The sequence below is a fragment of the Streptomyces radicis genome (assembly GCF_003626575.1).
GTDB lineage: Bacteria > Actinomycetota > Actinomycetes > Streptomycetales > Streptomycetaceae > Streptomyces > Streptomyces radicis.
On the sequence record NZ_RBDY01000057.1, the window covers coordinates 1 to 13,647 of the forward strand.

The window sequence follows — 13,647 nt, forward strand, 5'->3', positions numbered from 1 at the left end:
ACCGGAGCCGTGGAACCCGGCGCCCACCCGACGCGACAACCGGGCCATCACCCTGCCCGCCACCAACCCGAACAACCGAAACGGCCCGGCGGGCAAACCGACGGACCGTCACGAAAGATCGAGGCTAAGAAATAGTTATCGATAACACGAGGCCTTACCCGACGAGCGGAGACCGCGGAACGCCGGGATCGAGACGGATACCAAGGGATCCACCAGCCCTGACGGGCGGCCGGCGAAGCGCCGGCATGGGCCTTCTTGAACATGCGGCGACGGCGAGCCGCGCAGCGAAAACCTAGCGTCATTCGTGATTCGCGACTAGGGTTCGCGGCAGGGCCGCCGCCCCTCCGAGCAGTGCGCGAACGAGCGCGCCCACTAGGGTCTGTTGCGAAAGTGCTGGTCACAGCCACTCATTGAGGACTGCGACCAGCACGGTCGCTTCGTAGCGGACGGCGAGCTTGTCGTAATCTCGTGGCGACGGCCCGGTGTCGCTTGAGGCGGTTGATCCCGCATTCGACCGCGTGGCGTTGCTTGTAGTCCTCGGGGTCGAACTTCGGTGGCCGGCCGCCTCGGGACCCGAGTTTCTGGCGGTTGCGGACTCGGTCCGCGGGGATCGGGATAGTGGCCTTGATTCCGCGTCTACGCAGGTAGGCCCGATTCCTGCGGGAGTCGTACGCCTTGTCGGCCCGCACTCGTCCCGGGCGCTTGCGTGGTCGCCCGCGTCCCAGTCGCGGCACCCGGATCGCTTCTGCGAGTTGCAGAGTGACCTCCCACGCGCGGGCGTGCTCGCGGGCTTGATCCGCTTTGGAGATGGCTACCTTCTCCGTGGCTTCGGCTTCCCCCCAACAGCCGCACCCTGCTCCGCCGAAACGCCCGGGAGGACGTTGCCAACGTCCTCCCAAACCTCACCGCACTCGCCCGTCAGGCCAGCGATTGCTCGTCGACCGCCGAACTCCTCGGTGTCGAAGGCACGGCAGCCCGCCTGTACTTCGCGCGCTTCACCGACATGCTGCGCCCCGAAGCACGCACGACATTCGCCGCTGCCGGTCCTCTGCAACGCACCCGCCGTCCCCCGCTCGACCCTCTCAATTGCTTGCTGTCCTACTGCTACGCCCTCCTCTCCAAAGACCTGACGGCAACCTGCTACAGCGTTGGCCTTGACCCGTACATCGGCCTCTACCACCACCCCCGGTTCGGCCGACCCGCACTCGCCCTCGACCTGATGGAAGAGTTCCGCCCTCTCCTGGCGGAGTCGGTCGTCATCGCTCTGATCAACAACGGCGAGATCGCCGAGAGCGACTTCGTGCGACGAGGCATCGGTGTCGCCCTGACCGACGCCGGACGACGCACGGTGCTGCGCGCCTATGAGCGCCGCCTGTCCACCGAGATCAGACATCCCGAGTTCGGCTACACGATCAGCTACCGCCGCGCCCTCGAAGTCCAAGTCCGCCTCTTCGCGGCCTACCTCCTCGGCGAAGTCCCCGCCTACGTCCCCTTCCGGACACGATAGCCATGCCCCGCCGCCGCCTGCTGGTCACCTACGATGTCCGCCATCCCAAACGGCTCCGTGCCGTCCACAAGACCATGAAGGCGTTCGGCGACCCCTTGCAGTACTCCGTCTTCCTCTGCGACCTCAGCGAGATCGAACGTATCCGTATGATCGAACAACTCTCCGGCCGCATGAACCAGGCCGTCGACTCCATCGTCATCATCGACCTGGGCGCCACCGACCTGGCACGCTTCCAGTTCCTCGGCACCCGCCAGCTGGAACCACCAGACGGCGGCCCCACCATCGTGTAACGCGAGCGGTCCGGTGGTGCACTCCCGGCTGGGGAGCACTCGCGCCCAGGTCAGACCCCAAGTCACCCCCTGCGGTCGCCACCAAGGGGACCGCTCCGGCATCCGTTTGTCGGACCGCTCGCATAGACTCACAACGCCCCAGGTCAGCCCCCGCAAATCCAGCAAGCCCTCACCGCAGTCGTCAGGCTGCGGCACCATCGCGGCACCCGTCTCCCGGACCACCTCGCGCCAGTCGGAAACTCACCGCAGTCGTCAGGCTGCGGCACCATCGCGGCCCCTGAGGCGATGCGGTAGAAGAGAGCGGTTACCGCCTCACCGCAGTCGTCAGGCTGCGGCACCATCGCGGCGTGACTCCGGTACTTCGGCATGCCCGGAGTGACGAACTCACCGCAGTCGTCAGGCTGCGGCACCATCGCGGCGCGAAGGAGACCGATCATGACCGAGCAGCGGTGGACGTCGGCTCACCGCAGTCGTCAGGCTGCGGCACCATCGCGGCCGAAGGACCTGATCACGATCAGCCCCATGCCGGGACGGCTCACCGCAGTCGTCAGGCTGCGGCACCATCGCGGCACGGCGGGTGCGTCGCGCTTCCTCCTCCCTCGGGGGCGGCTCACCGCAGTCGTCAGGCTGCGGCACCATCGCGGCAGAACCTCCTGAGCCGGTTCGACCCCGAGACCGCCCTCACCGCAGTCGTCAGGCTGCGGCACCATCGCGGCGGAGTTCGGCGGCGGCGCGTTCGCCCAGGGAACGGGCGCCTCACCGCAGTCGTCAGGCTGCGGCACCATCGCGGCTCGACCGGGTCACCGGGCACGTTGCGCACCTGGCGGGCTCACCGCAGTCGTCAGGCTGCGGCACCATCGCGGCCCTGACGCTGTCGTAGCGGGTGACCCGCTCGGTGATGCTCACCGCGGTCGTCAGGCTGCGGCACCATCGCGGCCAGAACCCGTCCGACTCGCGCGGGCTGCCGTCGGTACTCACCGCGGTCGTCAGGCTGCGGCACCATCGCGGCACCGATTGTGGCGCGCATTTGTAGGGTCTCGGCATCCCTCACCGCGGTCGTCAGGCTGCGGCACCATCGCGGCCCCTCCAGGTGGTCGGTCAGCCAGCCCTGGTAGGCACGCCTCACCGCGGTCGTCAGGCTGCGGCACCATCGCGGCCGCTGGGCGTTGACGAGGTTGCGCACCAAGGTGGCGCTCACCGCGGTCGTTAGGCTGCGGCACCATCGCGGCCAAACGGTCTCGGGCGCGGTGGCGTCCACGACGTCCTCACCGCAGTCGTCAGGCTGCGGCACCATCGCGGCGATCGCCCCCGACTCGCGCAGGTCGGAGGCCATCGGCTTCTCACCGCGGTCGTCAGGCTGCGGCACCATCGCGGCATTCTGCGGATCGAGGTTGCGCACGTTTACCGTACGTCTCATTCGCCGTCACCACGCTATGGCAGAGCTTCGCGACGCGCACCGAGCGTGAGTCTCCGGCCGGTTGACTCACGCCTCACCTCAGTCGTCGGGCTCGGCAGCGTCGCGCTACCCACTCATCAACTGACTACACCGCGGGCGACTTCTCGTCGCATACAGACCCTGACGAATCCGCCATAGCTCACCCCGGGTTGATGACTTCAGATCCTCGTTCCAGTTCCGTTGAGGCATGATGTCCGAGGGCAAGGCCTGGCCAACGTTCGACTAGCCACGGGCACGCAGCGTGGCTCAACCGCAGGCTCCGGCTGCGGCACCATCGGGGAAGTGGATGGCGAGCTCCAGGCATGGCCAACTGGTCATCGCTACCGCAGCCTTGGCTGCGGCATCAGGCTCGTCGAGACCTTACATCCGTCTCCAATTGGCCGGCCTTGCCTGACCCCCCGGTTCGCGAGGGGAATTCAGTGGATGGCGCGCTCCTGAGGATAGAGCCATAAGGAACTTCCATCACCCTCCGGTGATGCTGGCGATGCTACGCTGACGCCGCACGGCGCCTCAGTGCAACTGGGGTTGCCCATCGGCAAGTTCGGATGCCCGGAGAGGGGTGAGCGTGTGGAAGACGAAGACGATCCACAAGATCGGAGGAGGAGGTTCCGGGCGCGGTCCTTAGCTGTGCTCGCAGCTCTGGCAGCACTCGCGACCGTCGGTCAATTTGCCCTTGACCTGGTGCGCGGCTGACCGCGCCCGGATCCTCTGTTTGGTCGGGGGCGTCTTCCTGAGACGCCCCCGCCTCTACGACTGGCAAGTCTACTTCGCGGCCGCCCTCAGCACCTGTTAGTGCAGGCCATCGGGCTACCTCCCGCATCTCGACCATGACTGTCAGTGGCAGGTGCTGTACTCGCTGCGTCCGTTGGTTTCGAGTGTCCGGGAGAGCAAGTTGAAGCACATCTACGAGCGGCTGTTGGCAGCGGCGAGTCTGCGGTCGGCGGATGGGGCCGTGCGGGTGTCGGCGGAGTATGAGCCGACCGCGGGGGTTGGCACCCCTGTCTTTCCTCCGACCGTGAAGATCGCCGCTACGGATGGCGCTGGGTATCTGCGCGAGGAACGGTGGGTTGGCGGCGAGCGCACCCAGGTCGTGTTGTTGGACCAGCGCCAATCGCAGGCGAACCGTTGCGAGTTGGGGCTCCTCGCGGCGATGGAGCGCGGTGAGGTGTTCGTGCCGCACTTGGTGCTGGCAACGGAGGCCGAAGGCGTGCCGGTCCGGATGACCAGTCTGGAGGCACCGCATCGTTCCCGTGATGCCTACTTCCGGGACTCGGTGGAGGGTTCGGGTCGGGCCTTCGACGAGACCGAGCCCGGCGCGGCGTTGCGGGGCGCGAGTTCTCGCGATTCGGGGGCGTTCCTTCGCTGGGTGCCGACCGATTTGGTGTACGGCGTATGGGACTCTCACCGTAAGCGCCGTATCCAGGTGAAGATTCCGCGCGCCTATACGTCGGAGATGGTGGGGCTCAATCCGCTGGACTCGGTGCGTGGTGCGGGCCGGGTGGATCCGCTCAATCTCACGGGTGAGACGGTGCGGCTGACGCCGGAGGGAGGGTGGGCCTCGCTGAACGGGGAGAAGGCGCCGAAGAATGTGAAGACTCACCGGTTGAGTGAGCTGGGGCACGGGATGGTGCCAGCCTCGGAGGGGATCGGCGGCGTGACGGTGACATCCGTCCAGCGATCGGCAACCGTGAGCATGGCGCAGCTGGCGTCGTTGAGGTTCGGGGCGGCGAGTGACGAGTTCACCGCGGCGGGGCGGGCTTTGGTGGCGGCGTTGGCGTTGCTGGCTGATCGGCTCGCGTTCGCCGCGCCCGCCATCAGGCTCAGGTCGGGCTGTGATCTGGTGCTGGTCGCGGAGCGGTTGGAGTGGGTGATGCGTGGGCGGGACGGCCGTCCTGCCACGCAGCCCCTGGAGTTGTCCACGCAGGCCGAGGCCTTGGAGTTGTTCCGGATCGCTCTGGAGCGGGCGCGCGCGACGGGGCTGGAGTGGCCGTCAGAGCCGTTTGTGGTTCGTCCCACGGACGAGTTGCAGAAGGCCATCGCGAAGTCGTTCGTGCTGGCGGGTGCTGGCACGGCGGAAGGCGAGTAGCACGGTGGCGTTCGCGATCGAAGCGCATCTGCTGGAGGGCACCTACCAGGCGGCCACGGTGGGCCGGGACGGGGCGGAGTGGCCGCCTCATCCGGCACGGCTGTTCTGTGCTCTGGTGTCAGTGGCTGACGCGGGCGATCCCGTCCAGGACGCGGCACTGCGCTGGCTGGAGGAGCAGCCACCACCCGCCGTACGTGTCCCAGCCGAAACGGCTGAGGCCACCTCGCCGCGGACGGCCTGGGTGCCAACCAACGCCGCCGTAACCGACAAGAACAAGGCGCCGTCGCACGCCGTCTGGCCTGGGCGTGCGAATGGTGCCGAGCCGAAGACGTGGCCCCAGCGGTCGCTGGCGCGCCCCGAGTTGGCGTTCGTGTGGGAGGCCGACCCCCCGGGTGGGGTGAGGGCGGTGCTGGAGGCCTTGGCGAGGTCGGTGCCGTATCTCGGTCGGGCGTCGGGGAAGGTGCTGCTGAACGCGACGATCGTGACCACGCCCGTGCTTCCGGGTGAGGGTTGGCAGGTGTGGGAGCCGGTCAGCGCTTCGTCAGGGGGATTCGCACAGTGGGGGGTCGATCTCCGGATCCCGTACGGCGGCTACCTCACGCGACTTCGCACTGCCTTCGACGCGGGCCAGCCTTCCTGGCAGCATGCTCGCTCCCATCGGTACGCGCCGCGTACGGTCCCGGAATCCGCAGAGGTCAAGGAGGACGCGAAGGAGGCGGTTCCTGGGCCGTTCGAGGATTTGCTCACCTTCGCGTTCGACCGGGGTGTCTCGGTGGACCCGGTGGCCACGATGGCTGTCGCCGGTTCTCTACGGGAGAAGGTCATGGGCATGCTCGATGAGTACGGCCATGACGTGCGCGCCATGCCCGCGGTTCATGGCCACACGGACGGCAGCGGTGTGCGGCCGTGCGCGTATCTCGCGCTGCCGTTCGTTGGCTGGCCCCGGGCGGACGGGCGGCTGCGCGGCGTCGGTGTGGCGCTGCCTCGAGGGTTGGAGGCGGGGCACCGTCGGGCGCTGCTGGCAGTGCTGCTGCGGGCGAACCATGGCCTGACGCGACTGGCGGTCCCCGGCATGCGGGATCCGGCCCGGCTCTCGTATGTGGGAGCGGCGACAGGGCCTGTGCAGGCGCAGCGGTCGACGGTCCGCCCGGAGTTGTGGACGGCGCCGTCGCGGGTGTGGTCGACCGCGCTGCCCATGGTGCTCGACCGTTTCCCAAAGCGGAATGGCTATAGCATCGAGGATTCGGTGGCGGAGAGTTGCACGATGGCGGGCCTCCCGGATCCGGTGGGGGTGGAGGTCCTGCGGCAAGGGGCGCTTCTGCCCGGGGCCCCGGTCCTTCCCGGTTCGGCCCTCCGCCGCAAGCGAGGCGAACCTCCGCTGCCAGGCCGGCATGTGGTGATCCGGTTCGCTCAACGGGTTGTTGGCCCGGTGCTGATCGGCAGCAAGCGGAACTTCGGCCTCGGGTTGTGCCTTCCTGTCCGCGAGGAGCAGGTGGTGGCGTCATGACGCTGGAGCTGGATGACTTCGAGGCATTCTTCGACGAGGTGTACTCCCCGTGCACCAAGGCATGCCCCGAGTCCTGTGGCGAACACGGCAAGCGGCCGCAGCCCTTCGAGTGGCAGAAGGAGTACGTGCGGCAGGTCGCGGCGGACGGCGTGTGGGCTGACCTGGATATTCCGACTGGGCTGGGGAAGACCAGCCTGATCGACATCTGGACGTTTCTTCTGGCCTGGCAGCTCAGCCGAGAGGAGAGCCGAACGGTGCCGCTCCGGCTGTTCTTCGTCGTTGATCGCCGCCTCGTCGTGGACCAGGCCCACGACCACGCCCGGCGCTTGGCGGATCGCCTTGCCCGCGCGGAGGAAGGCAGCGTCTTGGCCATGGTCGCCTCAGCGCTATGTAAAGGTCGCGACGACGGGGGCCCGTTGGACGTGGTGCGCATGCGGGGAGGTGTCGACTGGGCGTCCCGCTGGCTGGATTCCCCGGCCCAGCCGGCAGTGGTGACGGCGACGGTAGACCAGTACGGCAGTCGCCTGCTGTTCCGCGGGTACCACACCAGTGCGCGGATGCGTCCGATCGATGCGGCGTTGTGCGGCACGGACGCTCTCCTCGCCGTGGACGAGGCCCACATCGCGCTTCCGCTGCTGACGACCGCCTCCGACTGCGCCGCTTACCAGGCCGCCGCACCCACACCAGCGCTGGCTGACCGCGCGGTGAAGGTCGTCAGTCTCTCCGCCACGGCGAGGACGACTCCGGACCGGCCCAGCTTCGGCCTCCCTGCCGCCGACTGGGAGCACCCGACTGCCGAGCCCCGGCTGCGCGTGAAACGGCAGGTGACCACGATCGATGCCGCTGGGGTATCGAAGACGGCCGCGGATGCCTTCGCCACAGCCGCGGGTGCCGCTGTCGACGCCCTGCTGAAGGTGGTTGAGCGGCCGGTGATCGGGGTCGTCGCGAACACGATCCCCGCCGCTCGCGCCGCACACCAGCGGCTCGCCGGTCGCAGCGACCTCGACACGCTTCTGCTGACGGGCCGTTGCCGCCCCGCCGAACGCGAACAGCTGCTGGACAGTCCACCGCTGCGCGAGTTGACGGGCGGCAGAGTGCCGCACCGCGAGCGGCCGCTGGTCGTGGTCGCAACTCAGACAGTGGAGGTCGGATGGGATGTCTCGTTCGCCGGCCTGTGCACGGAGGTCGCGTCCCTGGACTCGCTCGTCCAGCGATTGGGCCGCGTTGATCGCAGAGGGGAGCTCGCCCGCGCTCCGGTCGCCGTGGTGCGCTGCCACGCCCCGAAGCGCGGAGATGAGCACACCATCCCCGTGTACGGAGCGGCGGCGGCCCGCACTTGGGAGTGGCTCATCAGCCGCCCGTCGACCCCGCCAACGGTAGGCACGGCCGACAAGGAACTGGCCCAGAACCTCGCCAGCAGCCAACTCGTGCTCAACCCCGCCACCATTCCCGGCCTACTTGGCGACCTTGAGGAGGCAGACCGCGAGGCCCTGAGCAGCCCGACGCCTCCCACCCCTCGAGTGCACGCGACACTGCTGGACTCGTTCGCCCGTACTCAGCCGGCCCCCTACGGCCGATTCGACCAGGATCTGGCCCCCCTCTTGCACGGGGCGACAACGGCGGAAGCGGACGTTCAGGTCGCCTGGCGGGCGGACCTCCCCCCGGCGGCGGAGCTGAACCGTACCGTCATGCCCCCTCCACACGCACAGGAGATGGTCAGCCTCCCAGCTTCCTACCTGCGGCGCTTTCTGTCTGGACAGCGCATCAGCGCACTGAGCGATCTGGAAGGCAAAGACGAAGTCGAAGCGGGCCGGGGCCGACTTCCCTGCGAGGTGGTGCGCTGGCACCCACGCGACTCCGGGCACGACGATCAGCCCTGGGAGGTCATCACGGACCTGTCCGGCATCGTTCCCGGCGGCACCTACCTGCTCCCAGCCGCAGCCGGCGGACACGACGAGTTCGGCTTCACCGGCCGCCTCGGAACCGGAGGCAGGGTGCCCGACCTCGGGGACTTCCCACCCCGTGCCTCGCGGGCCACCACCCGACTCGACGCCCGGGTACTGGCATCCCAGATCAATGCGGACGAGACCGAACAAGAAGCCATGCGGACAGCCATCGCCGTCGCCGCCCGGCAGTTGACCAGCGGCACCGATGACGAGGGGGAAGAGATTTCTCCGGCCGCTGTCATCGACGCCCTGCTTGCCCTCCTCCTCGAGGCCACCCGCGCTGAACGAGCACGCCCAGTACGAAGTATCCAACGCCTCGCCGAACGGCTCCGCCACCTCAAGAAGGTCCCGTCCTGGGAGATCTCCACTCCTCGGCCGCGCACGGCAGCCGCCCAAATCGTCATCGACGGTCCGGACCGGCTCCTTCTGACCGCGCCCCTGGCCGGAAAACAAGGAGGCGAGAGACTGGCCGGGATCAGCGACGACGGCCCGGACACCAGCTCACTCACCGTCGAAGTCCCCCTCAGCAAACACAGCACGGCCGTCGCCAAGCGGGCCCACCACTTCGCCGATCTCCTCGGCCTGCCCAAAACCCTGGCCACCGCCCTCCAACAGGCCGCGGAAGCCCACGACTGCGGCAAAGCCCACCCCAGATTCCAATGCATGCTGTGCGGCGGCGACGCCCTCATGGCCGAATCCCTCGAAGCACCACTGGCAAAGTCCACGACGACTCACACCGACCGCGCCACCCGCCGCCGCGCCGCACGCCTCGCGAACTGGCCACAAGCACTCCGACACGAAGCCCTGAGCGCCGCCGCCGTCCGCACCTGGCTCGCCACCACCCCACCCACCGCGCTCGGCACTGACCACGAACTCATCACCCACCTCGTCGCAGCACACCACGGCCACGCTCGCCCCCTGCTGCCCCCAGTGACCGACCCGGACCCGGTCGAAGTGACCTGCACGATGCCTGACGGCCAGACCGTAACTGTCAACTCCAGCACCATGGGCACCGACTGGTCAGGCCACGCCCGGTTCACCGCTCTCAACCACCGCTACGGCCCCTGGGGCCTCGCTCTCCTGGAGACCATCATCCGCCTCGCCGACATGGCCTGTTCCGAGGAAGGCACCTGACCCGGCCATGCACCAGCTCGAACTGCCCGCGCTCCTCTCAGACAGCCCCCTCGGCTTCCTTGCCGCCCTCGGCGTTCTCGAACTCACCACACACACGCTCGACTCCGGCGCGCACCTCTCCTGGCAAGGCCCGGCACAACCCGCGCTCCTCCACACCCACTCACCCCTCACCATCGACCGGCTCGCCGACCACCTACAGCATCAGCTCCCCACCGACCCCGAGGACGAGCCCTTCCCCGTAGTCCCAGGCATCCTCTCCCGCACCCGCCACCCCACCCCTGGCTCTCCCAACGAGCCCCTGCGTATGCCCTTCGACGAAGCCCACCGGCAACTCGCCGAATACGCCCACGCCGAGCGCACCAACGGAGCCCCCCAGGCCCGCTGGTTCACCGCCCTCGTCAACCCCCTCCACGCCAAGAACGAGAAGAACGGCATCCCCTACACCACCACGACCCCGTTCTTCGCCCCCTCCGGCCGCATGACCCTCCGCCAAAGCTGGGCAGAGGCAGCCACCCGCTGCCGCAAAGAACCCAAACACCTACGAGCAGCCCTCACCTCGTGGATCCGCGTCCCCGGATACGCAGGCGCCAGCCTCGATCACCACTCCTACGGCCCCGCCCACCTCCACACCGACGGCCAGCCCGCGCAACACGGCGTCCCCGGCGCCACCTGGCTCGCACTTCACGCCTTCGCCCACTTTCGCCTCACAGGGCACGGCGACTTCCGGGGCGCCACCAGTTGGGTCCCCACGCGCGAGGGCCGCACCTTCACCTGGCCCGCCTGGCACCCGCCCCTCCCCACCCCCGCCATCACCACCCTCCTGGAACACCCACTCCTCTACCAGCCCAACCCACCCTCCACCGCCCTCACCGACCTCGGCGTCATCGCCATCTACACCGCCCGCCGCACCCGACTCAGCAACTCCGACGGACCACTCCAAACAGCCCGCCCCGCATGGCCCTGACCACCACACCGCCCACCCGTCGCTGCTGGAGAAAGCCACGAGGGAAGACCAACCACAGCCACGAGACCTCAACACCCGCGACTCCGCGAGCGGTCCGGTGGTGCACCGCAACCCGGGAACCGCTCGCATGCAGGTCAACCACTCAATCACCGATCCGGATCATGCCAAATCCCACCCCAGCGACCGACAACCGACGGACCGGTCGCGCACTCCGACATCACCGCAGCTCATCACCTACGAAATTGACAAGCCTCTCCGCGGCCACGCAACCGCAGCACCATCGCAGCGCCCCCCACGCTGCCTCCCGAACCACGTCGCAGGAGGACCGGCCTGGTGACCGTCGGAGGCGTCCCCGGGGGTGTTCACGAGTGGGTCTGACCAGCGCCATCGCGATGGGTTCAAGATCGCTTCCCGCCCGTTGAGTGATCGTTTCCCAGACAGGCCGCGCAGTTCGGCTCGTGACAAGCTCCGGCTGCTCCAGAGTGCTTCTCGTTGAGTGTGACGCTGTGCGCTGTGTCGTCTATGGGATGACGGCCTTGATGCGATCGCGCAGCCTGGGCAGGTGGTCGATGCCGCGGCGGAGGTTGCGGTGATGGACGAACAGCGCGAGGTCGAGGGCGACCACGGCGAAGCAGCAGGCCAGAGGGCCTGGTCCAGCGACGCGTTGGCCGGCCGCGGTGATCAGGCGTTGTGCGGTGGGGTCGAGTTCGTCGGCTGAGAGGAGGGTGGCGTAGTCGAAGACTCTGCTGCCGCTGCCCAGGGCCTCGATGTCGATGACAGCGCTGACGCGGCCGGCGTCGAGGAGGATGTTGCCGGGGCGGAAGTCGCCGTGGACCAGGTCGCCGGTGGGCAACGTCACGGGCTCGTGGGCGGCGAGCAGGCGTTCGCAGGCGTCGAGCAGGTCCCGCCCGGCGGGGCCGGTCGCGGTGACCTCGCGCCGCATCTCGTCGCGCTGGTGCGTCAGGCGGGTGGTCACGTACTGCGACCAGCAGTGGTCGGGGTTGGGGTCGAGGCCGGCCTGGCTTTCGAGGAGGTCGATCAGCAGCCTGGCGGTGCCGGCGTCCACGCGGCTGGCCGGTCGGCCGGGGATGAACTGTTGGATCTGGTAGGGGAATCCGCTCTGGCTGACGCCGACGGCGAGCCATGCCGGAGTGGGGTACCCCGCGGCGCGGACTCGTGCCACGACATCGGCAGCGTGCAGGACCTGAGGCGCCGCCGCGGTGTTCGGACTCCACTTGAGGACCGCTTGCTGTCCATGGGTGTCGGTCAGGAGCCAGGTTCCCGACTGGAACCCGCCGTCCAAACGGTGGGTCAGGCGGAATCGGGTGCCGTGGTCGCGGTTGGCTTCGGTGAGAAGGGCGCGCGCCGTGTGGGCGTCGGCGCGGTCGGGCGTGGTGTCGTGGGGCATGGGGGTGATCTCCTCGCGCATAGCGGATGGGCCGCCGTCGGCTACCGGCAGCGGCCTTGCGGCTTCGGGTTCCGGCGGCCGGACGGGGCCGGCGGCCCGCGGTGAGATCACGCCACGCCCCCAGGCTACCGCGCTCTGCGATCGGTGAGTGGTGGCACGCTGCGGTGGTCCGCCGAGGAGGTCGCTCGCTCGCACGCCGCCTGCCGGGGCTGCGCCGCTACACGCTCGACCGCGACCTGGTCGCCGTCCGCGGCTGATCGCCAACTGGCTGCCGTCAGTCCCCGGTGAGTCGGGGATAACGGGGGGCAGCGTTAGGGCTGGGATGGGCACCGGGTGGTCGGCACTGGCGTGGTAACGGTCGTCTGACGGGCGGGAGTTGTCGGTTTGGGGCATTGGTGGTCTGCTCCTGCGATCTTCTGGCTGGCGGCCCTACGGTGGTCTGGTTCTTTGGCCCAAGAGGTGCCAGGAGCCGGGAGGTTCGGGTGGAGTCTGAGGCGGCGGTCGCGTCACTGCTCAAGCGGCTGGATGAGGAAGAGGCCGTGGTGCGCGGTGAGTTGGACGTACTGCGCGAGAAGATCGCGGAAGCTCAGGATCGCTTGGACCGGCTGGATGTCACGCGTGAGGTTCTGCGGTCGCTGGCCGGTATCGGAAGCGGCCGTCAGGAGTCGTCCGATCCGGACGGACCTGGCAGGAATTCTTCCGGAAGTGCCGCGGGTCACGGTTCGGGCGGTCGAGACGACCCCGACTGGCCACTGGGAGTTGTTGAGTGGGAGGAGGGCCGCGAGCGGATGCTGGTGCTGCTGGCCGGGGCCGGACGGGCGATGAAGGTGCGGGACATCGCAGCGGCGATTGGTGAGGACGTGTCCCTGGTGAAGCGGGTGGAGACTACCCGCTCGCGGCTGAAGCGTCTCCTGAAGGAAAAGCGCGTCGTTGAGGGCCCCGTGGGGTGGTTCGCCATCGCCCCCGCATCCGACGCCCGAGCGGAGGGGGACGCCAGGGTGCGGTGAGGAGATGCCGTTGGCGGCGGTTGGGCTGCCGCGGCGATAAGGCTGGCACCGCCGAGGGTTCAGCTCGGCGGTGCCGGGGTTGCGTGAGCGCCCACGTGAAGGTGGCTCCCGCTCCGCCGAGCGTAATGGAGGTCTTCTCCGCTCGGCGGGCGGAGCCGCGAATTCGTCATGCCCGGTCACATGTGTCGTGATTCCGGGCGGGAATCGAGGCTCAGTGAGGTTTTCTCAGCGAGATAATCTTCGCGAAGTGGGATGATCGCGATGTACGTGGTCAGAGCAGGCGTTGGGTGGCCCGGCTGGAGGTAGACGTGAAGCCCCTGCCAGGACGGTTCTCACCACAAG

At 68.6% G+C, this 13,647-nt stretch carries 8 protein-coding genes, 1 pseudogene and 1 CRISPR repeat array; of the genes and pseudogenes, 7 read left to right on the plus strand and 2 right to left on the minus strand.

What is annotated here, in order from left to right:
• Positions 1-407: 407 nt before the first annotated feature.
• A pseudogene (locus D7318_RS32055) lies at positions 408-728 on the minus strand (transposase); the annotation flags it as partial.
• Between the two features lie 125 nt (positions 729-853).
• Between D7318_RS32055 and cas1 the strand changes: the two are divergent.
• The 6 genes from cas1 to D7318_RS32085 all read left to right on the plus strand — a co-directional run bounded on the left by cas1 (position 854) and on the right by D7318_RS32085 (position 10,890).
• The gene (gene cas1 / locus D7318_RS32060; RefSeq protein ID WP_120700768.1) at positions 854-1,507 is read left to right on the plus strand and encodes a CRISPR-associated endonuclease Cas1; all 654 of its coding nucleotides are present in this window, start codon (positions 854-856) and stop codon (positions 1,505-1,507) included.
• 2 nt (positions 1,508-1,509) lie between these two features.
• A complete protein-coding gene (gene cas2 / locus D7318_RS32065) occupies positions 1,510-1,797 on the plus strand; it encodes a CRISPR-associated endonuclease Cas2 (protein WP_120700769.1) in 288 nt (95 codons plus the stop codon).
• Between the two features lie 168 nt (positions 1,798-1,965).
• Positions 1,966-3,172: a CRISPR direct-repeat array (repeat unit 36 nt; unit sequence CTCACCGCAGTCGTCAGGCTGCGGCACCATCGCGGC).
• Between the two features lie 973 nt (positions 3,173-4,145).
• Positions 4,146-5,339, plus strand: coding sequence for a type I-G CRISPR-associated RAMP protein Csb1/Cas7g (gene cas7g, locus D7318_RS32070; protein WP_120700774.1), 1,194 nt, complete (start codon positions 4,146-4,148; stop codon positions 5,337-5,339).
• A gap of 4 nt (positions 5,340-5,343) precedes the next feature.
• Positions 5,344-6,846: a type I-G CRISPR-associated protein Csb2 gene (gene csb2, locus D7318_RS32075; RefSeq protein ID WP_120700775.1), complete on the plus strand. Its 1,503-nt coding sequence runs from the start codon at positions 5,344-5,346 to the stop codon at positions 6,844-6,846.
• A complete protein-coding gene (gene cas3g / locus D7318_RS32080; protein WP_120700770.1) occupies positions 6,843-9,926 on the plus strand; it encodes a type I-G CRISPR-associated helicase/endonuclease Cas3g in 3,084 nt (1,027 codons plus the stop codon). Before csb2 ends, cas3g begins: the two co-directional genes overlap by 4 nt.
• A 7-nt stretch (positions 9,927-9,933) precedes the next feature.
• Positions 9,934-10,890, plus strand: a complete 957-nt coding sequence (locus D7318_RS32085; protein ID WP_120700771.1) for a type I-G CRISPR-associated protein, Cas3-extension family — start codon at positions 9,934-9,936, stop codon at positions 10,888-10,890.
• A gap of 520 nt (positions 10,891-11,410) precedes the next feature.
• Here D7318_RS32085 and D7318_RS32090 read toward each other — a convergent pair.
• Positions 11,411-12,298, minus strand: coding sequence for a phosphotransferase family protein (locus D7318_RS32090; RefSeq protein WP_183091711.1), 888 nt, complete (start codon positions 12,296-12,298; stop codon positions 11,411-11,413).
• A gap of 482 nt (positions 12,299-12,780) precedes the next feature.
• Between D7318_RS32090 and D7318_RS32095 the strand changes: the two genes are divergently transcribed.
• Complete coding sequence (locus D7318_RS32095; RefSeq protein WP_120700773.1) at positions 12,781-13,305, plus strand: hypothetical protein; 525 nt, start codon at positions 12,781-12,783, stop codon at positions 13,303-13,305.
• Positions 13,306-13,647: the final 342 nt, after the last annotated feature.